This window comes from Klebsiella sp. GG_Kp175, assembly GCF_040062325.1.
GTDB lineage: Bacteria > Pseudomonadota > Gammaproteobacteria > Enterobacterales > Enterobacteriaceae > Klebsiella > Klebsiella quasipneumoniae.
In genome coordinates this window covers 65,229-90,406 of the sequence record NZ_JBEAFX010000001.1, presented here as the reverse complement: position 1 = coordinate 90,406, position 25,178 = coordinate 65,229, and the positions used below count along the sequence as shown (strand labels likewise).

Genomic DNA, 25,178 nt, shown 5'->3' with positions numbered 1-25,178 from the left:
GCCACTCACGGCGTTAACCGCCGGGCCTGCATCAGCTCAGGATATGCCACCGGAAATCGGCCAGGCGTGAGCAGCGGCAGCGGGAGTTGACCCCTCTTGTTTGCCGTCTGCAGCGACCATAACGATGAGATCCAAGAACCCGTTAATTTTGCCCGAACGCCCGTATCGGGCTTTTTTTTATCTGAAGGAATTCAACAATGAAGTCTATTGCTCCAAAAATGGTTGCCGTGATGATCGCTTTAGGGGCCAGCAGCGCTGCCTGCGCATCCGTTAACCTGCATGGTGAAGCCGGCGCCGAGTTTACCAATCTGTCCGCCAGCTTTGGTGCCGGGGAACCTGGCATGACGTTCAACACCCAGTGGGCCCACAGCGACAATGACGGGGACAGCGTAGGACTGGGAATGGGTTACAACTTTAACCTCGGGCCCTTTCTGATGACGCTGGGCGGTAAAGGGGTCTATTTGAACCCTAAAGACGGTGATGAAGGTTACGCTATCGCCGCAGGTGGCGGAGCAGAACTCCCACTCGGCCAGTACTTCACGCTCTTCGGTGAGGGTTATTACTCGCCGGACTCGATGTCCAGCGGCGTCGATGATTATGTAGAGGCTAATGCCGGGCTACGCCTTAACGTGCTCCCGTCGCTAAATATCGAAGCTGGCTATCGTTATATCGATATGGCGGGGAAAGATGGCAACCGCGACAACACCCTCGCCGACGGGGCCTATGCCGGGGTTAACTTCCGCTTTTAATCCATGCACAGGGATTGCCTTCCGGCAGTCCCTGTCTCATCTCAGCTGGTCAGTGGCACGCTTTTCAGTACACGGTTGATCTCCTGCAGACCAGCAACATTATTCTCTTTACGGTAAACGTCATTCATGGATGCCATCTGCTCGAGGCGGGTCAACGCGCCATACACCTGATATGCCTCGCTGTGTCTGTCGAACACATCGCGGCGCTCCACATCCTGCAAATAATGGCTTTTCAACGAATGATTAAGGCGACCAATCAGTGCCGTATTGTCCTGGAAATAGCGCGTCACAGCCTGGGCATTGTTCGCCGCAGTCCCCGGCTCACTGTGCGATACCGGTACGGTTAGCGTATTAATCGTCTCCACCGTTTTGGATGGGGATGTTGAACTGCATCCCGCTAAACCGAGCACGCCGGCGACGATAAGCACCCCGATCTTGTTCATTGTGTCACTTCACCTCTGTTAATTTGACGAGGCGACTTTAACGACAGCAAAAGGAGGGGACCAGCGAAGAGATGTTTAATAATAAATGGTCGGTGGGGACAAAAACAAAAAAAGACGCTTTTCAGCGTCTTTCTTCTGGAATATTGGTACCGAGGATGGGACTCGAACCCACAAGCCCGTTAGGGCACTACCACCTCAAGGTAGCGTGTCTACCAATTCCACCACCTCGGTACAGAATACTTAGTGCGGGATATCGCTGGTCGGCTGAGCCGGCGCAGTTCGCTGAGTTTGCTCTGTTTTCGGCGCGCTCAGGTTATCCCACTCACTTCCTTTACTGGTCTTGTTGCTGTTGATATTACCCAGCGCCAGACTGATGATGAAGAACAGCGCAGCCAGGATGCCGGTCATACGGGTCATGAAGTTACCAGAACCGCTGGACCCAAACAGTGTGCCGGAAGCGCCTGCACCGAAGGAGGCTCCCATATCAGCGCCTTTACCTTGCTGCAGCATAACCAGACCTACGAGGCCAATCGCTACAATAAGGAAAACAACCAAAAGAGCTTCGTACATAATCAACCTGTTCCTTGCGGATTCGCCGCATACCAAGTGCTTCGACCAATAAAGCGGGACGTTTTAACGTTTCCCACTGAAGCGGGTGTGAATACTAACCAAAGCGAATGACCTTCGCAAGGGCAATTTCGACACATTGTATCAACTGCAGAAAAAAACAGCAAAAAGCCGGTATTCGATCATAAAAAAGGCGGCAAGCGCCGCCTTTTTAACCACTTAGCCGGCAAGCTTAGACGCTTTTTACCGCTTCGGCGATGCGATGCGCAAACTCGTGCACCTGATCTTCATGCTCGCCTTCCACCATGACGCGGATCAGCGGCTCCGTACCCGATTTACGCAGCAGGACGCGGCCACGCTTACCTAATGCCGCTTCCACTTCTGCGGTCACCGCTTTGACATGCTCATTCTCCAGAGGGTTGCCGCTGCCCTCGGTAAAGCGCACATTCACCAGCAGCTGAGGGAACATCTTCATGCCGCTGCACAGGTCATGCAGGCTCATGTGGTTGCGTACCATCGCCGCGACCACCTGCAGACTGGCGACGATGCCATCGCCGGTGGTGGTTTTATCCAGCAGGATCACATGGCCGGAGTTTTCCGCACCGATGCGCCAGCCTTTTTCCTGAAGCATCTCCAGCACATAGCGGTCGCCCACCTTCGCACGGGCAAACGGGATGCCTAGCTGCTTGAGCGCCAGCTCCAGGCCCATATTGCTCATCAGCGTACCGACGGCGCCGCCGCGCAGCTGTCCCTGACGCAGCCCTTCCCGGGCGATGATGTAGAGGATTTGGTCACCATCGACTTTATTGCCTTCATGGTCAACCATGATCACCCGATCGCCATCGCCGTCGTAGGCAATGCCCAGATCGGCTTTTTCCGCCAGCACGCGCGCCTGCAGCGCCCGCACGTCGGTAGCCCCGACCTCTTCGTTGATGTTGAGGCCGTCAGGCTCACAGCCCATCGCGATAACCTGGGCGCCCAGCTCGCGGAATACATTAGGAGCGATGTGGTAGGTTGCGCCATGCGCACAGTCCACCACCACTTTCAGCGTGGAGAGGCTCAGTTCATTGGGAAAGGTGCCTTTACAAAACTCAATGTAGCGCCCCGCGGCATCGACGATACGGCTGGCTTTACCCAGCTCAGCCGAATCCACACAGGTGAGTTCTTTCTCCATTTCGGCTTCAATCGCCTCTTCCACATCATCAGGCAGCTTGGTGCCCTCAATGGAGAAGAACTTGATGCCGTTGTCGTAGAAAGGGTTATGTGAAGCGGAGATGACGATCCCCGCCTCGGCGCGAAAGGCGCGCGTCAGGTAGGCAATCGCCGGCGTCGGCATTGGCCCGGTGAACGATGCAGAGAGTCCCGCTGCCGCCAGCCCGGCTTCCAGCGCCGATTCCAGCATATAGCCCGAAATACGGGTATCCTTGCCGATGATAATTTTACGCGAGCCGTGGCGCGCTAACACTTTACCCGCCGCCCAGCCGAGCTTAAGCACAAATTCCGGAGTGATCGGCGCATCGCCGACGCGGCCACGAATACCATCGGTGCCAAAATACTTGCGGTTACTCATAACGTTTTTTTCCCTTAGCGGCGAGGGTGGCTTCCACCACGCGCAGCGCTTCTACCGTTTCTTTGACATCATGGACGCGGATAATCTGCGCGCCCTGCATTGCTGCTATGACGGCACACGCCAGGCTGCCGTTCAGCCGTTCCGACGGCCCAACGTTCAGCAACTGACCTACCATCGACTTACGCGACATACCGACCAGCAGCGGCAGACCAAAGTGATGAAACTCTCCCAGCCTGGCCAGCAACTGATAATTGTGGGTGAGATTTTTACCGAAACCGAATCCCGGGTCGAGCAGCAATTTTTCTTTTGCGATCCCCGCCTGTTCGCAGCGCACGATGTGTTCATTAAAAAAGCGCTCTACATCGGCGAAGACATCCTCATACTTCGGCGCCTCCTGCATGGTTTTCGGCTGTCCCTGCATATGCATCAGACACACCGGCAACCCGGTTTCCGCCGCAGCCTGCAGCGCGCCGGGTTCGGTCAGCGAACGAATATCGTTAATGATATGCGCCCCCGCTCGGGCCGATTCGCGGATAACCTCCGCTTTGGAGGTGTCCACTGAGATCCACACCTCAAAGCGCTGGGCGATAGCCTCCACCACCGGGATCACCCGCGCAAGCTCCTCTTCCACGCTAACCTCAGCCGCCCCTGGCCGCGTCGATTCACCGCCGATATCAATGATGGTCGCCCCGGCGTTGATCATCAGATTGGCATGCTTCACCGCCTCAATCAGCGAATTATGGGCGCCGCCATCAGAGAAGGAGTCAGGCGTCACATTAAGAATACCCATCACGTGGGGGTGAGAGAGATCGAGGGTTGAGCCCTGGGCTACAAGTTTCATCACAAAATCCCTGAGACAGAAGAGGTTAAAAAAGAAAAACCCCGGAGCGGGCGCCCCGGGGTTTTAAGGTTAAAACAAGACATCAACAGCGGCAGCTTATTTGTCGCCCAGCTGCTCTGACATGGTATTGCCCGGGTTCGGCGTACGCGGTTCATCAACCGGACGCGGCGCACGAGGCGTGCCATTGTTGTCAGAGTTGTTAGAAGAACCTGGTTCTTCCCAACCCGCTGGCGGACGAACATCGCGACGAGCCATCAGGTCGTCAATCTGCGGCGCATCGATGGTCTCATACTTCATGAGCGCATCTTTCATCGCGTGCAGAATATCCATGTTGTCGTTCAGCAACTGGCGAGCACGACCATAGTTACGCTCAATCAGCGATTTCACTTCCTGGTCGATGATACGCGCGGTTTCATCGGACATATGCTTCGCTTTCGCGACGCTGCGGCCGAGGAACACTTCACCCTCTTCTTCCGCATACAGCAGCGGACCGAGTTTGTCGGAAAAGCCCCACTGGGTCACCATGTTACGCGCCAGGTTCGTCGCCACTTTAATGTCGTTGGACGCGCCGGTAGAAACATGTTCCGGACCGTAGATAATCTCTTCCGCCAGACGACCGCCGTACAAGGTGGAGATCTGACTTTCCAGTTTCTGACGGCTGGCGCTGATCGCATCGCCTTCCGGCAGGAAGAAGGTCACACCCAGCGCACGACCGCGCGGGATAATCGTCACTTTGTGTACCGGATCGTGCTCCGGCACCAGGCGACCGATAATCGCGTGGCCCGCTTCGTGGTAAGCGGTAGACTCTTTCTGCGCTTCCGTCATCACCATGGAGCGGCGTTCCGCACCCATCATGATTTTGTCTTTCGCTTTTTCGAACTCAACCATCGAGACGACGCGTTTGTTGCCGCGGGCAGCAAACAGGGCCGCTTCGTTGACCAGGTTGGCCAGGTCGGCACCGGAGAAGCCAGGGGTACCGCGAGCAATGATTGCCGCATCGATATCCGGCGCCAGCGGAACGCGACGCATATGCACTTTCAGGATCTGCTCACGACCGCGAACATCCGGCAGGCCAACCACCACCTGGCGGTCAAAACGGCCCGGACGCAACAGCGCGGGGTCAAGAACGTCCGGACGGTTAGTCGCCGCGATAACGATAATGCCTTCGTTACCTTCAAAGCCGTCCATCTCAACCAGCATCTGGTTCAGGGTCTGCTCACGTTCATCGTGGCCACCGCCAAGACCGGCGCCACGCTGGCGGCCGACGGCGTCGATTTCATCGATGAAGATGATGCAAGGCGCTGCTTTCTTAGCCTGTTCGAACATGTCACGCACACGAGATGCACCAACACCGACGAACATTTCTACGAAGTCAGAACCGGAAATAGTAAAGAACGGCACTTTTGCTTCGCCAGCGATCGCTTTCGCCAGCAACGTTTTACCGGTACCCGGAGGACCGACCATCAGGACGCCTTTCGGGATCTTACCGCCCAGTTTCTGGAAGCGGCTCGGCTCACGCAGGTATTCCACCAGTTCGCCGACTTCCTCTTTCGCTTCGTCACACCCGGCAACGTCAGCAAAAGTGGTTTTGATCTGATCTTCCGTCAGCATACGGGCTTTGCTTTTGCCGAAGGACATCGCGCCCTTCCCGCCGCCGCCCTGCATTTGCCGCATAAAAAAGATCCAGACGCCGATCAACAGCAGCATAGGGAACCAGGAGATGAAGATGGAAGCCAGCAGGCTTGGCTCTTCTGGTGGTTCACCAACCACTTTGACGTTTTTAGTCAACAGGTTATCGAGCAGCTTCGGATCGTTAACCGGAATGTAAGTCGTGTAACGGTTACTATCTTTCTTGGTAACGTTGATCTCACGTCCGTTGATACGCGCTTCGCGAACCTGGTCCTGATTGACCTCTTGCAGGAAGGTAGAATAATCCACCTTGCGGCCATTCGACTCGCTGGGCCCAAAGCTCTGGAATACTGACATCAGCACAACGGCAATGACCAGCCAGAGTATTAGGTTTTTCGCCATGTCACTCAAGGGATTAACCTCTTATTACAACTGTGTTAAAAACAGCGTCAGGATACTCTATATCCAGTTTCTTTCAAACTTTCGTTTGAAATCTGCCGGTTATGGTTTACGCCCGGTCGCTACAATATACACTTCACGCGAACGAGCGCGGGAAGAGTCCGGCTTACGAACTTTGACCTTCGTAAACAGGGAGCGAATTTCTCGAAGATACTCATCGAAGCCTTCGCCCTGGAACACCTTCACTACAAAACTACCACCTGGCGCTAATACATCACGAGACATTTCAAGCGCCAGTTCTACCAGATACATAGCCCGGGGAATATCCACCGCCGGTGTTCCGCACATATTCGGCGCCATATCGGACATGACCACTTGTACTTTACTGTCGCCCACTCGCTCAAGTAACGCTTTCAGGACTAATTCATCACGAAAATCGCCCTGAAGGAAGTCCACACCAACAATTGGATCCATTGGTAAAAGATCGCAAGCGATGATGCGGCCGCTGTTGCCGATCTGCGTGACCGCATACTGCGACCAGCCACCGGGAGCAGCACCGAGGTCAACTACCGTCATCCCCGGCTTAAAAATTTTGTCACTTTGCTGTATTTCATCAAGTTTAAACCAGGCACGGGAACGTAACCCCTTTTTCTGTGCCTGTTGAACATATTTATCGCTAAAGTGTTCCTGAAGCCAGCGGCTTGAGCTGGCAGAACGCTTTTTACCTGTCATTTAACATTCCCGTTCGGGTTCATCGTACTTTACTGCGTAAAAATCGACGCGGTAGTTTGGCGATATATGGGAGATGGCGGTAGAATGACCCGTTTTCAATCCCAACGTAAGCAAAAAAATACGATGAATCTGAGTACTAAACAAAAACAGCACCTGAAAGGTCTGGCACATCCGCTCAAGCCGGTAGTTATGCTTGGCAACAATGGTTTGACCGAAGGGGTACTGGCCGAGATCGAACAAGCGTTAGGGCACCATGAACTCATCAAGGTGAAGATCGCCTCAGAAGATCGCGAAACTAAAGCCTTGATCGTGGAAGCCATCGTGCGCGAAACCGGCGCCTGTAACGTACAGGTCATCGGTAAAACGCTGGTTCTGTACCGCCCAACGCCAGAGCGTAAAATCTCGCTGCCACGCTAAGAATATCCTCAATCCCGACACAACTTTGTGTAAAACGAGGGATTTCTGTGGCCAGGCGAGCAAAATGCCATGCTCGTGACGTTGATAAAAGGCCGCTATGCGGCCTTTTTCCTTTCTTTACAATCTATAAACATCGTAGCGGGAAATACGCCTTACAGGTATTCAACCTTGGTAATTTCGTATTCCACTTCCCCACCCGGTGTGCGGATAGTCACGACGTCATCCTGCTCTTTACCGATCAGACCACGGGCAATCGGCGAGTTCACGGAGATCAGATTCTGCTTAAAATCAGCTTCGTCATCGCCCACGATACGGTAGGTCTGCTCCTCGTCAGTATCGAGGTTCAGCACACTGACGGTTGAACCAAAAATCACCCGGCCATTGTTCGGCATTTTGGTGATATCGATAACCTGCGCGTTGGACAGCTTCGCTTCGATGTCCTTGATACGCCCTTCGCAGAAGCCCTGCTGTTCACGCGCAGCGTGATACTCGGCATTCTCTTTCAGATCGCCGTGTTCACGGGCCTCAGCAATAGCGGCAATGATTTCAGGACGACGCACAGACTTCAGATAATCCAGTTCTTCGCGCAGTTTTTCAGCGCCACGTAAGGTCATCGGAATCGCTTGCATTAGTTATACCTCTTTATCATTCCTTCAGGGAACGGATAGCCCCGCTCCGCCACCTGTCCTGTACACGGGCAGGACACGAGCAAAAAGAAACCGACCCGGGAAACACTCCCCAGGTCAGCAGCAATTTTTCATTTGATAGGTATTTTAACCCGAAGTTCATTATGGGTCATCGTTTACTTTACTGGGCGTTGCACCGTAGTATGACGGCCTGGCTTCAGGTTGTTAGCGCGAGATTATGCGATTTCCCAGATTTATCATCGGATTGACTGCCGGTATAGCGCTTAGCGCTCAGGCGGCGAATATTGACGAGTACATCACCCAGCTTCCCGCCGGTGCGAACCTTGCCTTTATGGCGCAAAAGGTCGGCGCGTCGACGCCGGAAATCGACTATCACAGCCAGCAAATGGCACTTCCAGCCAGTACGCAAAAGGTCATCACCGCGCTGGCGGCGCTGCTGCAACTGGGGCCCGATTTTCGCTTCACCACCACGCTGGAAACCAAAGGCTCACTGGACGGCGGCGTGCTGAAAGGCGATCTGATCGCCCGCTTCGGCGGCGACCCAACGCTGAAGCGGCAGGATATTCGCAACATGGTGGCGACGCTAAAAAAAGCTGGCGTGCAGCGTATCGACGGCAATGTGCTTATCGATACCTCGGTCTTCGCCAGCCATGATAAAGCGCCGGGGTGGCCGTGGAACGACATGACGCAATGCTTCAGCGCTCCGCCTGCGGCGGCGATTGTCGACCGCAACTGCTTCTCGGTCTCGCTGTATAGCGCGCAGAAGCCGGGCGATCTCGCCTTCATTCGCGTCGCCTCCTATTATCCGGTCACCATGTTCAGTCAGGTTCGCACCCTGGCGCGCGGCTCATCGGAAGCGCAGTATTGCGAACTGGACGTGGTGCCGGGCGACCTCAACCGCTATACCCTCACCGGCTGCCTGCCGCAGCGTAGCGAACCGCTGCCGCTGGCCTTTGCGATACAGGATGGTGCCAGCTATGCCGGGGCGATCCTTAAAGCGGAGCTGAAGCAGGCGGGGATCGCCTATAGCGGCACGCTGCTGCGTCAGACACTGGCCAATGAGCCCGGTACGGTATTAGCCACCACCCAGTCGGCGCCGCTGCACGATCTGCTGCGGATCATGCTGAAGAAATCCGACAACATGATTGCGGATACCGTTTTTCGTACCATCGGTCATGCCCGGTTCGGCGTACCAGGGACCTGGCGGGCAGGATCCGATGCCGTACGTCAGATCCTGCGTCAACAGGCTGGTGTTGATCTTGGCAACACCATCATCGCCGACGGCTCTGGCCTGTCGCGCCACAACCTGATCGCCCCGGCGACCATGATGCAGGTGTTGCAGTATATCGCCCAGCACGACACCGAGCTCAACTTCATCTCTATGCTGCCGCTGGCGGGCCATGACGGCTCGCTGCAGTATCGCGCCGGCCTCCATCAGGCGGGCGTCGATGGCAAAGTCTCGGCGAAAACTGGGTCACTGCAGGGGGTTTATAACCTTGCGGGCTTCATCACTACCGCCAGCGGGCAAAAGGTGGCCTTCGTGCAATACCTCTCCGGCTACGCCGTGGAGCCAGCCGATCAGCGTAATCGCCGCATACCGTTGGTGCGCTTTGAAAGCCGGCTTTATAAGGATCTGTACCAGAACAACTAAAAACAAAAGGGCCGCATCAGAGGCGGCCCTTTTTGATCCAAAGAAGTCAGGATTAGCGTTTGTAGATGAATTCGACGCCTTCTTCGTCGTCTTCGTCCCAGTCGTCATCCCAGTCTTCGTCATCTTCCACTTCGGCTTCGGCCTCTTCAAGCTGCTGACGGTGATAGTCGTCCCACATAAACTCGACTTTCTCTGGCTTCTGCTCTTCTTCCGCCTGCACGATGGGGTTTTCGATGATGAAGGTCATCACGTCCCAGCACAGATCTTTCACGCCCTGCTGGCTGGCGGCGGAGATCAGGTAGAATTTCTCTTCCCAACCAAGCGCTTCAGCAATCGCCTTCGCTTTAGCTTCGGCTTCCGCTTTGTCCATCAGGTCAATCTTGTTAAAGACTAACCAGCGCGGTTTGGAGGCCAGCTTCTCGCTGTATTTCTCCAGCTCGCCGATGATGATGCGCGCGTTCTCAACCGGATCGGAACCGTCGATAGGCTCGATGTCGATCAAGTGCAGCAATACGCGGCAGCGCTCAAGGTGCTTGAGGAAGCGGATACCGAGGCCTGCGCCTTCCGCTGCGCCTTCAATCAGCCCCGGGATATCGGCGACCACAAAGCTCTTCTCGTTGTCCATACGCACCACGCCCAGGCTTGGTACCAGGGTGGTAAACGGATAGTCAGCCACTTTTGGCTTGGCGGCGGAGACCGCACGGATGAAGGTGGATTTACCGGCGTTCGGCATCCCCAGCATTCCGACGTCCGCCAGCAGCATCAGCTCCAGCTGCAGGTCGCGCTTATCACCCGGCGTACCCATGGTCTTCTGACGCGGGGTACGGTTAACGGATGATTTAAAACGGGTGTTGCCCAGACCGTGCCAGCCGCCCTTCGCCACCATCAGACGCTGACCGTGTTTGGTCATATCGCCCATGGTCTCGCCGGTGCCCTGGTCGATAACCCGGGTCCCGACCGGCACTTTTACCGTCACGTCTTTACCACGCTTACCGGTACAGTCGCGGCTCTGGCCATTCTGCCCGCGTTCGGCGCGGAAAGATTTTTCAAAACGGTAGTCGATCAGGGTATTCAGGTTCTCGTCCGCTTCCAGCCAGACATCGCCGCCGTCACCGCCATCGCCGCCGTCCGGGCCGCCTTTCGGAATATATTTTTCGCGGCGGAAGCTTACGCAACCATTGCCGCCGTCACCTGCTACGACCAGGATCGTTGCTTCATCTACAAACTTCATTTTACTCTCCGTAAATCATTCGCCTGAGCGGGGCAGCGGTACTACCGCCTCTCGCTTACGCCAACGTCCCCAAAGACGATGACCGATGGCGGAATACATCGCGCCCGCAACCACGACAAACGCACCGAGATAACCAATCAGGTTTAACATCGGTCTGGCGAAAACATCGGGCCAGGCCATTGATAATAAATCAGAAAACAGTAGCGTAAACAGTGGCGTCAAGGTGATTAACGCGCTGACCTGCGCCGCCTGCCAGCGCGCCATGGCTTCCGCCAGCGCGCCGTAGCCGACCAGGGTATTTAGCCCGCAGAAAATCAGGCATGCCAGTTGCCAGCTGCTTAACCGGGATATCACCCCAGGCTCAGCGAGCGGCAGTAATGCAATCGTACATAAAGTGTACAGCAAAAATAGTATCTGCTGCGATGCCAGACGGCGCAATAACACCTTTTGCGCGACGCCGTAGCTTACCCACACCGTGGCGGCAGCAACGCCGAAAATTACCCCCCACGTGTAGTCCGTCAGGCGGGTAAAGATTTCAATCAGGCTGGTGTTGAAGAACATCACCAGCCCGCTGAGCAGCATCAACGCGCCCACCACCTGGGTGCCGCGCATGCGCTCTTTCAGAATCACGACGCTAGCCACCATCATGCCCACCGGCGATAGCTGGCCGATGACCTGAGAAGCCGTGGGGCTGAGATACTGCAGGGAAGAACTGAACAGAATGAAGTTACCGAACAGACCGCCGGTGGCAATCGCTAATAAGACCAGCCAGCGCGGCTTGCGAAAAATCCGCAGCGGCGGCAGTTTGCCTTTGATCGCGAGGATCGCGCCAAGGCCAATACTGGCCATCAGGAAGCGATAAAACACCACCGTTGGCGGCGCCATCACCTCAAGAACCTGCTTCATTGCAATCGGCAACGCTCCCCAACACATCGCGGTGGTAAGCGCCAGAATAATGCCAATCCCAGCCTGCTGCTTCATGCCTGTTTCCCTGCAAAAATTTTCCGGTAGACGAATGTAAAAAGCCCCGCAACGTGTTGCGGGGCTTTCATCCGTTACCGGGACGCGAAAAACTTATTCAACAACGATGCTGATGAATTTACGGTTTTTCGGGCCTTTAACTTCGAACTTGACTTTACCGTCAGTCAAAGCGAACAGAGTGTGGTCACGGCCGCAACCAACGTTGGTGCCAGCGTGGAATTTGGTACCACGTTGACGAACGATGATGCTACCTGCCAGAACTGCTTCACCGCCGAAACGTTTTACGCCCAGACGTTTAGCTTCTGAATCGCGACCGTTACGAGTCGAGCCGCCAGCCTTTTTATGTGCCATTTAAATCTACTCCTCAGGTCTTAGGCGCTGATGCCAGTGATTTTCACATCAGTGAACCACTGACGATGGCCCTGCTGCTTACGATAGTGTTTACGACGACGAAACTTAACGATTTTAACTTTCTCGCCACGACCGTGAGCAACAACTTCAGCTTTGATTACGCCGCCCTCAACGAAAGGAACGCCGATCTTGATTTCTTCACCGTTTGCGATCATCAGCACTTCAGCGAACTCAACAGCTTCGCCAGTTGCGATGTCCAGCTTTTCCAGGCGAACGGTCTGACCTTCGCTTACTCGGTGTTGTTTACCACCACTTTGGAAAACCGCGTACATATAAAACTCCGCTTCCGCGCACCTCTTCGTGTGATTCAGAGTGCGCTATAAATATTCACAATAGGGCGCGAATATTACGCAAAACGCGAGCCTTTGACAAGAGCGATTAGCGATCAATGCAGAAAAAAAACACAACTTTCACGACAACGTTTATCTACGGCAATTTTTCAGTACAATCATATCTTCTTTTAATTCTGTCTTAATCCTTCTGTGATCCCACCTGGATTCATGGTAACAGGACATTTGGCCCGGCTTTTGCGATGAATTTAGAAAAAATCAATGAGTTAACCGCGCAAGATATGGCGGGTGTCAATGCGACGATTCTTGAGCAACTCAACTCCGATGTTCAGCTTATCAATCAGTTAGGCTATTACATCGTCAGCGGCGGCGGCAAACGCATTCGCCCGATGATTGCTGTGCTCGCCGCGCGCGCGGTGGGTTATCAGGGGAGCGCGCATGTCACCATTGCTGCGCTGATTGAATTTATTCATACCGCCACCCTGCTGCATGACGACGTCGTCGATGAGTCTGATATGCGTCGCGGCAAAGCCACGGCAAATGCGGCGTTTGGCAATGCCGCCAGCGTGCTGGTCGGCGATTTTATCTATACCCGCGCCTTTCAGATGATGACCCAGCTGGGCTCGCTGAAGATCCTCGAGGTCATGTCGGAAGCGGTGAACGTCATTGCCGAAGGCGAAGTGCTGCAGCTGATGAACGTCAATGATCCGGATATCACGGAAGAGAACTACATGCGCGTCATCTACAGCAAGACGGCGCGTCTGTTTGAGGCAGCCTCGCAGTGTGCGGGACTGCTGGCCGACTGCACTGCGGAAGAAGAGCGCGCGTTGCAGGATTATGGCCGCTATCTCGGCACCGCTTTCCAGCTGATCGACGATTTACTCGATTACAGCTCCGACGGAGAGCGGCTCGGTAAAAACGTCGGTGACGACCTCAACGAAGGCAAACCGACGCTACCACTGCTGCACGCCATGCACCATGGTACCGCCGATCAATCGGCGATGATCCGCGGGGCTATCGAGCAGGGCAACGGCCGCCATCTGCTGGATGCCGTCCTGGAAACGATGGCTGCCTGCGGTTCGCTGGAGTGGACGCAGAAACGTGCTGAAGAAGAAGCTGACAAAGCGATTGCCGCGCTGCAGATTCTCCCGGACACCCCCTGGCGTGATGCCTTGATCGGGCTGGCGCATATCGCGGTTCAGCGCGATCATTAATCCCCTCTCCCTTCCCGCGCAGTGCGCGGGAAAGTTCCAGTAAAAATCCATTCCCTACCGTAAATTTCCCGATATCTTGATACATTCTGAATATTCCGACGCTTTAACAGAACTTGTTAGAACCTTACCTGGTGCGCGGGTATAGTGTCTCCGTTGCCCATATGGGCCGTTCAGGATCTTTATCACCAGGAGAATTTATGGATAAGTTCATCGACTGGCATCCCGCAGATATTGTTGCTGGATTACGTAAACGGGGAACATCGCTGGCGGCAGAGTCGCGACGGCACGGTCTGAGTTCTTCAACGCTGGCGAACGCCCTGACCCGCCCCTGGCCGAAAGGCGAATTAATCATCGCCACGGCGCTGGATACACAGCCATGGGTCATCTGGCCGTCACGCTACCATGATCCGGTAACACATGAGTTTATCGACAGAACGCAGATGATGCGTCAGAAGAAGATGGACAAGTGATGTGATTATGCGACAAGGACCCGGGAGAGACGCCCGGGCCCTGTCAGGACGCGATTACTCGCCTTTCACGCGCTGAATATTGGCACCCAGCGCCTGCAGTTTATCTTCGATACGCTCATAGCCACGATCGATATGATAGATGCGATCGACGATGGTGGTTCCCTCAGCGATACAACCTGCCAGCACGAGGCTCGCCGAAGCACGCAAATCGGTCGCCATCACCTGCGCGCCCGAAAGCTGCTTCACGCCATGACAGATCGCGGTATTGCTCTCGATCTCCGCGTGAGCACCCATACGGATCAGTTCCGGAATGTGCATAAAGCGGTTTTCAAAGATCGTTTCGGTGATCACGCCGGTCCCTTCCGCGACCAGGTTGAGCAGCGTGAACTGGGCCTGCATATCGGTCGGGAAGCCCGGATGCGGCGCGGTACGCACATTAACCGCTTTCGGACGGTTGCCGTGCATATCAAGGCTGATCCAGTCTTCGCCCGTTTCGATGTCCGCTCCGGCGTCGCGCAGCTTTGCCAGTACGGCATCGAGGGTATCTGGTTGCGCGTTACGGCAGAGGATCTTGCCGCCGGAAATGGCTGCGGCCACCAGGAAGGTCCCGGTTTCAATACGGTCCGGCAGCACACGGTAAACGCCGCCGCCCAGACGCTGCACGCCTTCGATGGTGATGCGATCGGTACCCTGGCCGCTGATTTTTGCGCCCAGCGCGTTAAGGAAGTTCGCGGTATCGACGATCTCCGGCTCGCGAGCGGCGTTTTCGATAATCGTCGTACCCTCGGCGAGGGTCGCTGCGCTCATGATAGTGACGGTGGCGCCGACGCTCACTTTATCCATCACGATATGCGCGCCTTTCAGACGACCATTGACCGAAGCTTTTACATAACCTTCTTCCAGTTTGATCTCGGCGCCCAGCTGTTCCAGGCCGCTAATATGCAGATCGACCGGACGCGCGCCGATGGCGCAGCCGCCAGGCAGAGAGACTTGTCCCTGACCGAAACGCGCCACCAGCGGGCCCAGCGCCCAGATAGAGGCGCGCATGGTTTTCACCAGATCGTACGGAGCACAGAATACATCGACCGGGCCGGCGTCAATCCACACCGAACCATTGCGCTCTACCTTCGCGCCCAGCTGACTCAGCAGCTTCATGGTGGTATCGATGTCTTTGAGCTTAGGTACGTTCTGGATCTCTACCGGCTCTTCGGCAAGCAGCGCGGAAAAGAGGATTGGCAGGGCGGCGTTTTTTGCACCGGAGATGGTGACTTCGCCCTGAAGGCGAGTCGGCCCCTGAACACGGAATTTATCCATTGATTCTGTTCTCTATTAAAAATTCACATACGCTGCAGGGGATCCCCCACAGCTTAGAAGCCATTTAGTTTGCGGTCTCGCGCCCACTCCTGCGGAGTAAAGGCCTTGATCGACAGCGCATGGATGCGGTTGTCAGCAATATATTCCATCAGCGGCGCGTAGACGCTCTGCTGCTTTTTAACCCGACTCATGCCATCGAACATCTCACCCACAGCAATAACCTGAAAGTGGCTGCCATCGCCAGAGACGTGGACTTCCTGGAGGGGGAGTGCGTTCATCAGCACGGTCTGAATTTCATGATTTTCCATGGGCTCAAATTTATCTGATAGTGAAAACAGCCCAACATCTTAGAGGAAAGTGGCGCGGTCTTAAACAAGCAAAAAGCCCCGGCGAAAAGATTGCCGGGGCTTTCGGAATAGCTTCAGCGCTAAGACACTGAAAAGATTATGGGATCATATCGACAGGCAGGTTGTAAAGACCGACCAGCGTTTGCAGATTTTCGCTCTTGCCGGTCAGCTGCGCTTCCCGGCCCTGGCGGCGAATCAGCGCCACAAAATGTACTAACAGCGCCAGGCCCGCCGTGTCCACGCGCGTGGTCTGACTGAGATCGATGATCGCTGTCCCGGCTGTCGCCTGGGCGCGTGCCTCCCAGAGCGGGACCAGCAGATCCTGGTCCAGCTCTCCGTGCAGCGCCAGCGTCTCGCCATCACGAGTCCAGCTCAGCTGCCCGCTCATTATTTTTTCTGTTCCAGGGTGATCGGCTGAGCGGAGATCGCTTTGAGCTGCGCGGTCAGGCCATCAACGCCCTTGGTACGCAGCAGGTCGCTCCACTCGTTTTGTTTGGTGGTGATCATGCTGACCCCTTCCGCAATCATATCGTAGGCCTGCCAGTTGCCGGTCTGGGTATTTTTACGCCACTGGAAGTCGAGACGTACCGGCGGACGGCCGTTCGGGTCGATGATAGTGACGCGGATCGGAATGATGGTCGCGCTGCCCAGCGGCTGTTCCGGGGCAATCTGATAGGTCTGACCATGGTACATTGCCAACGCCTGGCCATAGGCCTGCTTCAGGTATTCACGGAAGGCGGCAAAATAAGCTTCACGCTGCGCCGGGGTAGCTTCTTTGTAATAGCGGCCCAGCACCAGCGCGCCGGCATACTTCACCTGCACATAAGGCAGAAGCTCCTGGTCGACGATGTCGCGCAGATAGTTAGGGTTGGCCTTGATCTTCGGCTGTTCATTCTTCAGGCGATCGAAGGTTTTCTGCGCCGCTTCATTCATCAGCTTATACGGATTGGACTGGTCTGCCGCCTGGGCGGCGGTCAGCGGGGCAATCACCAGCATGGCGACCATGAGTAAGCGTTTAAACATATCGTGTTTCTCCTGAAATTAATGCGTCGTGCCGGCTGCCGGCGTCGCGTCAGTATGACCTTCTGCCTCGGCCTTATCATTGCCAGAATTCTGATTGTCGCCGCCCTTACTGTTATAAAGGAACTGACCAATCAGATCTTCCAGCACCATAGCGGACTTGGTGTCCTGGATAGTACCGCCGTCTTTAAGAATAGTCGTCCCGAGGTCCGGGTCTTCAAAACCGACGTTCAGCGCCAGATACTGCTCGCCCAGCAGGCCAGAGGTGCGGATCGCCAGCGAACTGGTATCCGGGATATGGTTGTAGCGCTCATCGATATCGAGCTCCACGCGCGGCAGATAGGTTTTCGGGTCGAGGGTGATGTCCGCCACGCGGCCAACAACCACACCGCCGATGCGCACCGGCGAGCGTGCTTTCAGGCCGCCGATATTATCGAAGGTCGCGTAAAGACGGTAAGTCGGCTCAGTACGTAGCGAGGTGACGTTCGCCGCCTTCAGGCAGACAAACAGCGCCGCCAGCAGCGCCACCAGTAAGAACACCCCTACCCAGATTTCATTTTTTTTCGTTTGCATGAACTCAATTCCCAAACATCAGCGCAGTCAGCACAAAATCCAGCCCCAGAACCGCCAGCGACGCATGCACCACGGTGCGCGTAGTCGCCCGGCTAATCCCGGCGGAAGTGGGGATAGCGTCATAACCATTGAATAACGCAATCCAGGTTACCGTAATGGCGAATACCAGGCTCTTAATCAGGCAGTTCACCAGATCCATTCGCCAGTCGACGGCATTTTGCATCGCGGTCCAGAAAAAACCACCATCAATGCCTTTCCAGCTCACACCCACCAGCGCTCCACCCCAGATCCCCACCGCAACGAAGATAATTGTCAGCAGCGGCAGCGAAATGACGCCGGCCCAGAAACGGGGAGAAATGACGCGGCGCAGCGGATCCACCGCCATCATCTCCATACTGGAGAGCTGTTCCGTGGCCCGCATCAGGCCAATCTCGGCGGTCAGCGCCGACCCGGCGCGACCGGCAAACAGCAGCGCGGCGACCACCGGCCCCAGCTCGCGCAGCAGCGACAGCGCCACCAGCATGCCAAGACTGGTCTCTGCGCTGTAGGTGGTTAAGACCAGATACCCCTGCAGCCCGAGCACCATACCGATAAACAGGCCCGATACAATGATAATCAGCATCGACAGAACGCCGACGTTGTAGAGCTGACGAACCAGCAGCGGCGCGTGCTTGCGAAACTCTGGTTTGCCGACAACGGCGTTGAACAGCATTAATCCGGCGCGTCCAAAGGTCGCGGTGGTTTTAATACCGCGATGGCCTAGCGCGGCCAGCGCATTAAACAGCATCAGTCGCTCAACTCCCTATGCCTAATAAATCATGGTGATAGTCGCCAGCCGGATAACGGAACGGCACCGGGCCGTCGGCAATACCATCAATGAACTGACGAACCCGAGGGTCAGCATTCTCACGTAGCGACTGGGCGCTGCCGTGGGCGACAATCTTTTTATCCGCCACGATATACGCATAGTCCGCAATGCTCAGCACCTCAGGCACATCGTGCGAAACCACGATGCAGGTGACACCCAGCGTGCTGTTGAGTTCAGAAATCAGCTTCACCAGCACGCCCATGGTGATGGGATCCTGCCCGACGAACGGTTCGTCGAACATAATGAGATCCGGCTCCAGGGCAATGGCCCTCGCCAGGGCGGCGCGGCGCGCCATGCCGCCGGAAAGCTCAGAGGGCATTAACTTCGCCGCACCGCGCAGCCCTACCGCCTCCAGCTTCATCATCACCGTCGTATGCAGCAGCGCAGGCGGCAGATGCGTATGTTCGCGCAGCGGGTAGGCGACGTTGTCAAAGACATTGAGGTCGGTGAACAGCGCCCCGGACTGGAACAGCATGCTCATCCGCTTACGCACCGTGTACAGACGCGAACGGGTCATCTGCGGCACGTTCTCGCCATCGAACAGGATCTCTCCCCTGTCCGGCGGGATCTGTCCGCCGATCAGGCGTAACAGGGTAGTCTTGCCGATCCCCGAAGGTCCCATAATCGCAGTAATTTTACCGCGCGGCACCGACAGCGAGATGTCGTCGAAGATCACGCGATCGCCGCGAGAAAAGCGGATACCGCGCACTTCAACTAAATTCGCCTGAGTTTGGCTCATAAAATCATCCTTACTAAGCACCTGATGGGCAAGCATCGCCCTTTCTTACGCCACAATCACAACATTTTTACAGAATCTTACCTGCACAGGTTAGCGAAAGCTGGCATTTGTTTTACTTTTGGCACGCATAAAGTCAAAATTAAGAATTCGTTACGCTGCGTAGGGATAACCCAGCGAGGCGACGATTATACCTGAAGAAAGGACTTTAGATGCTCTTAGCGACGGCTCTGTTAATTATTGGTTTATTGCTGGTTGTCTACAGTGCCGATCGTCTGGTCTATGCCGCCTCCATCCTCTGTCGCATGTTGGGGATCCCGCCGCTGATCATCGGTATGACGGTGGTGAGTATTGGCACTTGCCTGCCAGAGATCATGGTTTCCACCGCGGCCTCGCTGCATGGACAGACCGATCTGGCGGTGGGCACCGCGCTCGGCTCCAACATTACTAATATTCTCCTGATCCTCGGTCTGGCTGCCTTACTCAGGCCATTTACCGTGCATTCTGATATTCTGCGCCGCGAATTACCGCTAATGTTGCTGGTCAGCGTACTGGCAGGGCTGGTGCTCTATGATGGTCAACTGTCCCGTCTCGACGGCCTGTTTTTACTGGCGCTGGCGCTGCTATGGCTGCTGTTCACCATCAAAATCGCCCGTCTGGCGGAACGCCAGGGAAGCGATAGCCTGACCCGCGAACAGCTGGCCGAACTGCCGCGTGAAGGGTCGCTGCCGGTCGCTCTGCTGTGGTTAGGGGTGGCGATGATCGTCATGCCGATGGCCACCCGCATGGTGGTAGATAACAGTACGGTGCTGGCAAACTATTTTGCCATCAGTGAACTGACCGTCGGCCTGACGGTAGTGGCGATAGGCACCAGCCTGCCGGAGCTGGCCACCGCCATCGCCGGGGCGCGCAAAGGGGAAGATGACATTGCCATCGGCAATATCATCGGCGCAAATATCCTCAATATTGCGCTGGTGCTGGGTTTGCCGGCGCTGATCGCGCCGGGAGCCTTTGCGGCGGAAGCCTTTACCCGCGACTATGGCGTGATGTTGCTGGTCAGCCTGATCTTCGCCGTGCTGTGCTGGCGCCGCCAGCAGCAGCCGGGACGACTGGTTGGCGCGCTGCTGGTCGGCGGTTTTGTGGTTTGGTTGGCGATGCTGTTCTGGACAGCGCCGCTCTTCGTTGAATGACTCGGGATAACATCATGTCGCAAATAGATTTGCCCACGGATTTTGACTTTCAACAGGCAGGCCGTCAGGTGCTGGAAATTGAACGTGAAGGTCTGGCCCAGCTCGATCAGTATATAAATGACGATTTCACCCGCGCCTGCGAAACGATTTTCCGCTGCGGCGGGAAGGTCGTGGTGATGGGGATGGGCAAATCCGGCCATATCGGCCGCAAAATGGCGGCAACCTTCGCCAGTACCGGCACGTCGGCATTTTTTGTCCACCCAGGCGAAGCCGCGCACGGCGATTTGGGCATGGTTACGCCGCAGGACGTGGTGATTGCGTTGTCGAACTCCGGCGAATCGAACGAAATCCTCGCGCTGATCCCGGTCCTGAAACGCCAGCAGGTGAAGCTTATCTGCATCACCAGCCGGCCTGAAAGCAGCATGGCGCGCGCGGCGGATATCCATCTGTGCGTGAAAGTGCCGAAGGAGGCCTGTCCGTTAGGGCTGGCGCCCACCTCCAGCACCACCGCCGCGCTGGTGATGGGCGATGCCCTCGCCGTCGCCCTGCTGGAAGCCCGCGGCTTTACCGCTGAGGATTTCGCTCTCTCGCATCCGGGTGGCGCACTCGGTCGTAAGCTGTTGCTGCGCGTCAATGATATTATGCATACCGGTGATGAGATCCCGCACGTCGGCCTGCAGGCCACCCTGCGCGATGCGCTGCTGGAAATCACCCGTAAAAATTTAGGTATGACCGCTATCTGCGATGACGACATGAACATCATCGGTATCTTTACCGACGGTGACCTGCGGCGGGTCTTCGACACCGGCATTGATATGCGCGATGCCAGCATTGCCGACGTCATGACCCGGGGAGGGATCCGTATCCGTCCCGGCACCCTGGCGGTGGATGCGCTAAACCTGATGCAATCCCGTCATATCACCTGCGTGCTGGTTGCCGATGGCGACCATCTGCTGGGTGTGGTACATATGCACGATCTCCTGCGCGCGGGCGTAGTGTAAGTAAGGAAAAAATAATGAATAATGCTGATGCTCCGTTAGCGACCTGCTATGGGCCGGTAAGCCAGACGTTTCTCGATCGCGCGGCTAAGATCCGTTTACTGATCCTTGATGTCGACGGTGTATTATCCGACGGGCTTATCTATATGGGTAATCACGGCGAGGAGCTGAAAGCGTTCAACGTCCGCGATGGCTATGGTATCCGCTGCGCGCTGACCTCTGGCATTGAAGTGGCGATTATTACCGGACGAAAAGCTAAACTGGTAGAAGATCGCTGTCAGACGCTGGGCATCACGCATTTGTATCAGGGGCAGTCGGACAAGCTGCTGGCGTTCCGCGATCTCACTGACAAACTGGGCGTGCGGCCAGAGGAAGTCGCCTACATCGGCGACGATCTGATTGACTGGCCGGTGATGGCCGAAGTGGGGCTTAGCGTCGCCGTCGCGGATGCGCATCCGCTGCTGCTGCCGCGCGCCGATTACATCACCCGGATTAATGGCGGACGCGGCGCGGTACGCGAAGTCTGCGATTTGTTACTATTGGCGCAGGGCAAGCTGGATGAGGCCAAAGGGCAATCAATATGAGTAAAACCAGACGTTGGGTTATCATTTTACTGTCGCTGCTCGCGCTGATCCTCATCGGCCTGAATTTGGCGAATACGGACGACACGGCCCAGCAGGAGGTCAATCCCAACGACCCGACGTATAAAAGCGAACACACTGACACCGTGGTGTACAGTCCGGAAGGCGCCCTGAGCTATCGGCTGATTGCCGAGCACGTGGAGTATTTTTCCGATCAGGAGGTCTCCTGGTTTACCAAACCGGTGATGACCACCTTTGATACCAATAAGGTGCCGACCTGGTCAGTCAGAGCAGATAAAGCGAAGCTAACAAATGACCGGATGCTCTATCTTTACGGGCACGTTGAGGTGAATGCGCTCGCGCCTGACTCTCAACTGCGCAAAATTACGACGGATAACGCCCAGATAAATCTGGTAACGCAGGACGTTACCTCTGATGACATGGTGACGTTATACGGCACCACATTTAATTCCAGCGGCCTGAAAATGCGTGGAAACCTTCGCAGCAAAAATGCCGAGCTGATTGAAAAGGTGAGAACCTCTTATGAAATTCAGAACAAACAAACTCAGCCTTAAGATTGCGCTCGCCGGCGCGTTACTGGCCGCCAGCCTGCCGGCCCTCGCCAAGACGGGCGATACCGATCAGCCGATCCATATCGAATCCGATCAGCAGTCGCTGGATATGCAGGGCAATGTCGTCACCTTCACCGGTAACGTGGTCGTGACTCAGGGGACGATCAAAATTAACGCTGATAAAGTGGTGGTCACCCGTCCGGGCAATGAAAAAGGCAAAGAGGTGATCGAAGGTTTCGGTAACCCGGCCACCTTCTACCAGATGCAGGATAACGGCAAACCGGTAAAAGGCCGGGCGTCGAAAATGCGCTATGAGCTGCAGAACGATTACGTCGTGCTGACCGGCAACGCGTACCTTGAACAGCTCGACAGCAACATCAAGGGCGACAAGATCACCTATCTGGTGAAAGAGCAAAAAATGCAGGCCTTCAGCGACAAAGGTCGACGCGTCACCACCGTTCTGGTGCCGTCCGAGCTGCAGGACAAAAGCGGCAACCAGCAAAAGAAGAGTAACTAATCCGTTATGGCAACCTTAACTGCGAAGAATCTCGCTAAAGCGTATAAAGGCCGCCGCGTGGTGGAAGATGTCAGTCTCACCGTTAACTCGGGGGAGATTGTCGGCTTGCTTGGCCCCAACGGCGCCGGTAAAACCACCACCTTCTACATGGTGGTCGGGATTGTGCCGCGCGACGCGGGCAATATTATCATTGATGACGAAGACATCAGCCTGCTGCCGCTGCACGCGCGCGCGCGCCGGGGGATCGGCTATCTGCCGCAGGAAGCCTCGATTTTCCGTCGCCTGAGCGTTTATGACAACCTGATGGCGGTCCTGCAGATTCGTGACGATTTGAGCAGCGAGCAGCGGGAAGATCGCGCCAAAGAGCTGATGGAAGAGTTTCATATTGAGCACCTGCGCGACAGCCTCGGTCAGGCGCTCTCCGGTGGTGAACGCCGCCGCGTCGAAATCGCCCGCGCGCTGGCGGCCAACCCGAAATTTATTCTTCTGGATGAACCCTTTGCCGGCGTGGATCCGATCTCGGTTATCGACATCAAACGCATCATTGAGCATTTGCGCGACAGCGGCCTCGGCGTACTGATTACCGACCATAACGTCAGAGAGACTCTCGCGGTCTGCGAACGCGCGTATATTGTCAGTCAGGGACACCTTATCGCTCATGGTACACCGCAGCAGATCCTCGAAGATGAGCAGGTTAAGCGCGTGTATCTTGGGGAAGACTTCAGACTCTGATAGGGTAGAGGTTACAGACGTTTTAGCCGGAGATATTTACCCTGAACATGAAGCAAGGTTTGCAATTAAGGCTTAGCCAACAGCTTGCCATGACGCCGCAGCTGCAGCAGGCGATTCGTTTGCTGCAGTTGTCCACGTTAGAACTCCAGCAAGAGCTCCAGCAAGCGCTGGAAAGTAACCCGTTGCTTGAGCAAACCGATCTTCACGACGAGGTAGAGGCGAAAGAGGTGGAGGACCGCGAGTCTCTCGATACCGTCGACGCACTTGAGCAAAAAGAGATGCCCGACGAGCTTCCTCTCGATGCCAGCTGGGATGAAATCTATACCGCCGGTACGCCGTCAGGCAACGGCGTGGATTACCAGGACGACGAACTCCCCGTTTATCAAGGCGAGACCACCCAGACGCTGCAGGATTACCTGATGTGGCAGGTCGAGCTGACGCCCTTCACCGATACCGACCGCGCCATCGCCACCTCCATTGTCGACGCCGTCGACGATACGGGCTACCTCACCGTTCAGATTGAAGATATCGTCGACAGCATCGGCGATGAGGAGATCGGCCTCGAAGAAGTGGAAGCCGTCCTGAAGCGCATCCAGCGTTTTGATCCGGTTGGCGTCGCGGCGAAAGATCTGCGCGACTGTCTGCTGATCCAGCTCTCGCAATTCGCCAAAGAGACGCCGTGGCTGGAAGAGGCCCGGCTGATTATCAGCGATCATCTCGATCTTCTGGCCAACCATGATTTCCGCACCCTGATGCGGGTGACCCGGCTAAAAGAAGAGGTGCTGAAAGAGGCGGTGAACCTGATCCAGTCCCTGGATCCCCGTCCAGGCCAGTCCATTCAAACCAGCGAACCGGAATATGTCATTCCCGACGTGCTGGTGCGCAAGGTCAGCGGCCGCTGGACAGTGGAGCTCAACGCCGACAGCATTCCACGACTGAAAATTAATCAGCAGTATGCGGCAATGGGCAACAGCGCCCGCAATGACGCCGACGGCCAGTTCATTCGCAGCAATCTGCAGGAAGCCCGCTGGCTGATTAAAAGTCTGGAAAGCCGCAACGATACCCTGCTGCGCGTGAGCCGCTGCATCGTAGAACAACAGCAGGCTTTTTTCGAACAGGGTGAAGAGTATATGAAGCCGATGGTGCTGGCCGATATCGCCCAGGCCGTCGAGATGCATGAATCGACGATTTCCCGTGTCACCACGCAAAAATATCTGCACAGTCCGCGCGGTATTTTTGAACTGAAGTATTTCTTCTCCAGCCATGTCAATACCGAAGGCGGCGGCGAAGCCTCGTCGACGGCGATTCGCGCGCTGGTGAAGAAACTCATCGCCGCGGAAAATCCCGCGAAGCCGTTGAGCGACAGTAAGCTCACCTCCATGCTGTCCGAGCAGGGTATCATGGTCGCGCGCCGCACTGTCGCGAAGTACAGAGAGTCTTTATCCATCCCGCCGTCAAACCAGCGTAAACAACTGGTCTGACACAACC

30 protein-coding genes and 1 tRNA gene are annotated in these 25,178 nt (G+C 55.8%); 12 read left to right on the top strand and 19 right to left on the bottom strand.

Features of this window, described 5'->3' with window-relative positions:
• Positions 1–197 precede the first annotated feature (197 nt).
• Positions 198–749 (top strand): YfaZ family outer membrane protein, encoded by a 552-nt coding sequence (locus ABLU73_RS00460; RefSeq protein WP_032456656.1) that lies wholly within the window; start codon positions 198–200, stop codon positions 747–749.
• Positions 750–790: 41 nt separating this feature from the next.
• Here the strand turns inward: ABLU73_RS00460 and ABLU73_RS00455 are convergent, their stop codons facing one another.
• The 7 genes from ABLU73_RS00455 to rlmE form a co-directional block, all read right to left on the bottom strand.
• Positions 791–1,039, bottom strand: coding sequence for a hypothetical protein (locus ABLU73_RS00455; RefSeq protein WP_072206933.1), 249 nt, complete (start codon positions 1,037–1,039; stop codon positions 791–793).
• 297 nt (positions 1,040–1,336) lie between these two features.
• Positions 1,337–1,423, bottom strand: a tRNA-Leu gene (locus ABLU73_RS00450).
• A gap of 9 nt (positions 1,424–1,432) precedes the next feature.
• A complete protein-coding gene (secG, locus tag ABLU73_RS00445; RefSeq protein WP_264923569.1) occupies positions 1,433–1,762 on the bottom strand; it encodes a preprotein translocase subunit SecG in 330 nt (109 codons plus the stop codon).
• A 229-nt stretch (positions 1,763–1,991) separates the two neighbouring features.
• A complete protein-coding gene (gene glmM, locus ABLU73_RS00440) occupies positions 1,992–3,329 on the bottom strand; it encodes a phosphoglucosamine mutase (RefSeq protein ID WP_004206179.1) in 1,338 nt (445 codons plus the stop codon).
• The gene (folP, locus tag ABLU73_RS00435; protein WP_004206182.1) at positions 3,322–4,170 is read right to left on the bottom strand and encodes a dihydropteroate synthase; all 849 of its coding nucleotides are present in this window, start codon (positions 4,168–4,170) and stop codon (positions 3,322–3,324) included. The genes glmM and folP overlap by 8 nt, the downstream gene beginning before the upstream one ends.
• 96 nt (positions 4,171–4,266) lie before the next feature.
• Complete coding sequence (ftsH, locus tag ABLU73_RS00430) at positions 4,267–6,201, bottom strand: ATP-dependent zinc metalloprotease FtsH (protein WP_004206183.1); 1,935 nt, start codon at positions 6,199–6,201, stop codon at positions 4,267–4,269.
• A gap of 99 nt (positions 6,202–6,300) precedes the next feature.
• Positions 6,301–6,930, bottom strand: coding sequence for a 23S rRNA (uridine(2552)-2'-O)-methyltransferase RlmE (rlmE, locus tag ABLU73_RS00425; RefSeq protein WP_002918373.1), 630 nt, complete (start codon positions 6,928–6,930; stop codon positions 6,301–6,303).
• Between the two features lie 123 nt (positions 6,931–7,053).
• On the opposite strand from rlmE, the gene yhbY reads away from it, so the two are divergent.
• Positions 7,054–7,347: a ribosome assembly RNA-binding protein YhbY gene (gene yhbY, locus ABLU73_RS00420; protein ID WP_002918374.1), complete on the top strand. Its 294-nt coding sequence runs from the start codon at positions 7,054–7,056 to the stop codon at positions 7,345–7,347.
• Between the two features lie 152 nt (positions 7,348–7,499).
• On the opposite strand, the gene greA is transcribed toward yhbY, so the two are convergent.
• A complete protein-coding gene (gene greA, locus ABLU73_RS00415; protein WP_002918375.1) occupies positions 7,500–7,976 on the bottom strand; it encodes a transcription elongation factor GreA in 477 nt (158 codons plus the stop codon).
• A 235-nt stretch (positions 7,977–8,211) separates the two neighbouring features.
• Between greA and dacB the strand changes: the two genes are divergently transcribed.
• Positions 8,212–9,645, top strand: coding sequence for a serine-type D-Ala-D-Ala carboxypeptidase (dacB, locus tag ABLU73_RS00410; protein WP_004206185.1), 1,434 nt, complete (start codon positions 8,212–8,214; stop codon positions 9,643–9,645).
• A gap of 52 nt (positions 9,646–9,697) precedes the next feature.
• Here dacB and cgtA read toward each other — a convergent pair whose 3' ends face one another.
• The 4 genes from cgtA to rplU all read right to left on the bottom strand — a co-directional run bounded on the left by cgtA (position 9,698) and on the right by rplU (position 12,540).
• Positions 9,698–10,876: an Obg family GTPase CgtA gene (gene cgtA / locus ABLU73_RS00405; protein WP_004206186.1), complete on the bottom strand. Its 1,179-nt coding sequence runs from the start codon at positions 10,874–10,876 to the stop codon at positions 9,698–9,700.
• A 15-nt stretch (positions 10,877–10,891) separates the two neighbouring features.
• Positions 10,892–11,857, bottom strand: coding sequence for a DMT family transporter (locus ABLU73_RS00400; protein ID WP_004206187.1), 966 nt, complete (start codon positions 11,855–11,857; stop codon positions 10,892–10,894).
• 93 nt (positions 11,858–11,950) lie between these two features.
• Positions 11,951–12,208 (bottom strand): 50S ribosomal protein L27, encoded by a 258-nt coding sequence (rpmA, locus tag ABLU73_RS00395; RefSeq protein ID WP_348850006.1) that lies wholly within the window; start codon positions 12,206–12,208, stop codon positions 11,951–11,953.
• A gap of 20 nt (positions 12,209–12,228) precedes the next feature.
• Positions 12,229–12,540 (bottom strand): 50S ribosomal protein L21, encoded by a 312-nt coding sequence (gene rplU / locus ABLU73_RS00390; protein WP_002918379.1) that lies wholly within the window; start codon positions 12,538–12,540, stop codon positions 12,229–12,231.
• A 260-nt stretch (positions 12,541–12,800) separates the two neighbouring features.
• On the opposite strand from rplU, the gene ispB reads away from it, so the two are divergent.
• Both ispB and sfsB read left to right on the top strand, forming a co-directional pair.
• On the top strand, positions 12,801–13,772 hold the full coding sequence (ispB, locus tag ABLU73_RS00385) for an octaprenyl diphosphate synthase (protein WP_200927742.1): 972 nt from the start codon (positions 12,801–12,803) through the stop codon (positions 13,770–13,772).
• A gap of 197 nt (positions 13,773–13,969) precedes the next feature.
• On the top strand, positions 13,970–14,242 hold the full coding sequence (gene sfsB, locus ABLU73_RS00380; RefSeq protein ID WP_004206189.1) for a DNA-binding transcriptional regulator SfsB: 273 nt from the start codon (positions 13,970–13,972) through the stop codon (positions 14,240–14,242).
• A gap of 54 nt (positions 14,243–14,296) precedes the next feature.
• On the opposite strand, the gene murA is transcribed toward sfsB, so the two are convergent.
• From murA to mlaF, 7 genes are all read right to left on the bottom strand, one after another.
• Positions 14,297–15,556: a UDP-N-acetylglucosamine 1-carboxyvinyltransferase gene (gene murA, locus ABLU73_RS00375; protein WP_004206190.1), complete on the bottom strand. Its 1,260-nt coding sequence runs from the start codon at positions 15,554–15,556 to the stop codon at positions 14,297–14,299.
• 53 nt (positions 15,557–15,609) lie between these two features.
• Positions 15,610–15,864, bottom strand: coding sequence for a BolA family iron metabolism protein IbaG (gene ibaG / locus ABLU73_RS00370; RefSeq protein ID WP_004144910.1), 255 nt, complete (start codon positions 15,862–15,864; stop codon positions 15,610–15,612).
• 136 nt (positions 15,865–16,000) lie between these two features.
• On the bottom strand, positions 16,001–16,291 hold the full coding sequence (gene mlaB / locus ABLU73_RS00365; protein WP_264923568.1) for a lipid asymmetry maintenance protein MlaB: 291 nt from the start codon (positions 16,289–16,291) through the stop codon (positions 16,001–16,003).
• Entirely contained in the window at positions 16,291–16,926 is a 636-nt protein-coding gene (gene mlaC, locus ABLU73_RS00360; RefSeq protein WP_004206194.1) for a phospholipid-binding protein MlaC, read from the bottom strand. The genes mlaB and mlaC overlap by 1 nt, the downstream gene beginning before the upstream one ends.
• A gap of 18 nt (positions 16,927–16,944) precedes the next feature.
• Positions 16,945–17,496 (bottom strand): outer membrane lipid asymmetry maintenance protein MlaD, encoded by a 552-nt coding sequence (mlaD, locus tag ABLU73_RS00355; RefSeq protein ID WP_004206195.1) that lies wholly within the window; start codon positions 17,494–17,496, stop codon positions 16,945–16,947.
• A 4-nt stretch (positions 17,497–17,500) separates the two neighbouring features.
• The gene (mlaE, locus tag ABLU73_RS00350) at positions 17,501–18,283 is read right to left on the bottom strand and encodes a lipid asymmetry maintenance ABC transporter permease subunit MlaE (protein ID WP_004150949.1); all 783 of its coding nucleotides are present in this window, start codon (positions 18,281–18,283) and stop codon (positions 17,501–17,503) included.
• Between the two features lie 7 nt (positions 18,284–18,290).
• Complete coding sequence (gene mlaF / locus ABLU73_RS00345) at positions 18,291–19,103, bottom strand: phospholipid ABC transporter ATP-binding protein MlaF (protein ID WP_004206196.1); 813 nt, start codon at positions 19,101–19,103, stop codon at positions 18,291–18,293.
• A gap of 209 nt (positions 19,104–19,312) precedes the next feature.
• On the opposite strand from mlaF, the gene ABLU73_RS00340 reads away from it, so the two are divergent.
• The 7 genes from ABLU73_RS00340 to rpoN are packed head-to-tail and all read left to right on the top strand — an operon-like array spanning position 19,313 to position 25,171.
• Positions 19,313–20,290, top strand: a complete 978-nt coding sequence (locus tag ABLU73_RS00340; RefSeq protein WP_004206198.1) for a calcium/sodium antiporter — start codon at positions 19,313–19,315, stop codon at positions 20,288–20,290.
• 14 nt (positions 20,291–20,304) lie between these two features.
• The gene (gene kdsD, locus ABLU73_RS00335; RefSeq protein ID WP_017899916.1) at positions 20,305–21,291 is read left to right on the top strand and encodes an arabinose-5-phosphate isomerase KdsD; all 987 of its coding nucleotides are present in this window, start codon (positions 20,305–20,307) and stop codon (positions 21,289–21,291) included.
• Positions 21,292–21,305: 14 nt separating this feature from the next.
• Positions 21,306–21,872: a 3-deoxy-manno-octulosonate-8-phosphatase KdsC gene (kdsC, locus tag ABLU73_RS00330; protein WP_017899917.1), complete on the top strand. Its 567-nt coding sequence runs from the start codon at positions 21,306–21,308 to the stop codon at positions 21,870–21,872.
• Positions 21,869–22,444, top strand: a complete 576-nt coding sequence (gene lptC / locus ABLU73_RS00325) for an LPS export ABC transporter periplasmic protein LptC (RefSeq protein WP_004206202.1) — start codon at positions 21,869–21,871, stop codon at positions 22,442–22,444. Before kdsC ends, lptC begins: the two co-directional genes overlap by 4 nt.
• Entirely contained in the window at positions 22,413–22,958 is a 546-nt protein-coding gene (gene lptA, locus ABLU73_RS00320; protein ID WP_002918415.1) for a lipopolysaccharide ABC transporter substrate-binding protein LptA, read from the top strand. The genes lptC and lptA overlap by 32 nt, the downstream gene beginning before the upstream one ends.
• A gap of 6 nt (positions 22,959–22,964) precedes the next feature.
• The gene (lptB, locus tag ABLU73_RS00315) at positions 22,965–23,690 is read left to right on the top strand and encodes an LPS export ABC transporter ATP-binding protein (RefSeq protein ID WP_004206203.1); all 726 of its coding nucleotides are present in this window, start codon (positions 22,965–22,967) and stop codon (positions 23,688–23,690) included.
• 47 nt (positions 23,691–23,737) lie between these two features.
• Positions 23,738–25,171: an RNA polymerase factor sigma-54 gene (rpoN, locus tag ABLU73_RS00310; RefSeq protein WP_004206204.1), complete on the top strand. Its 1,434-nt coding sequence runs from the start codon at positions 23,738–23,740 to the stop codon at positions 25,169–25,171.
• Positions 25,172–25,178 lie beyond the last annotated feature (7 nt).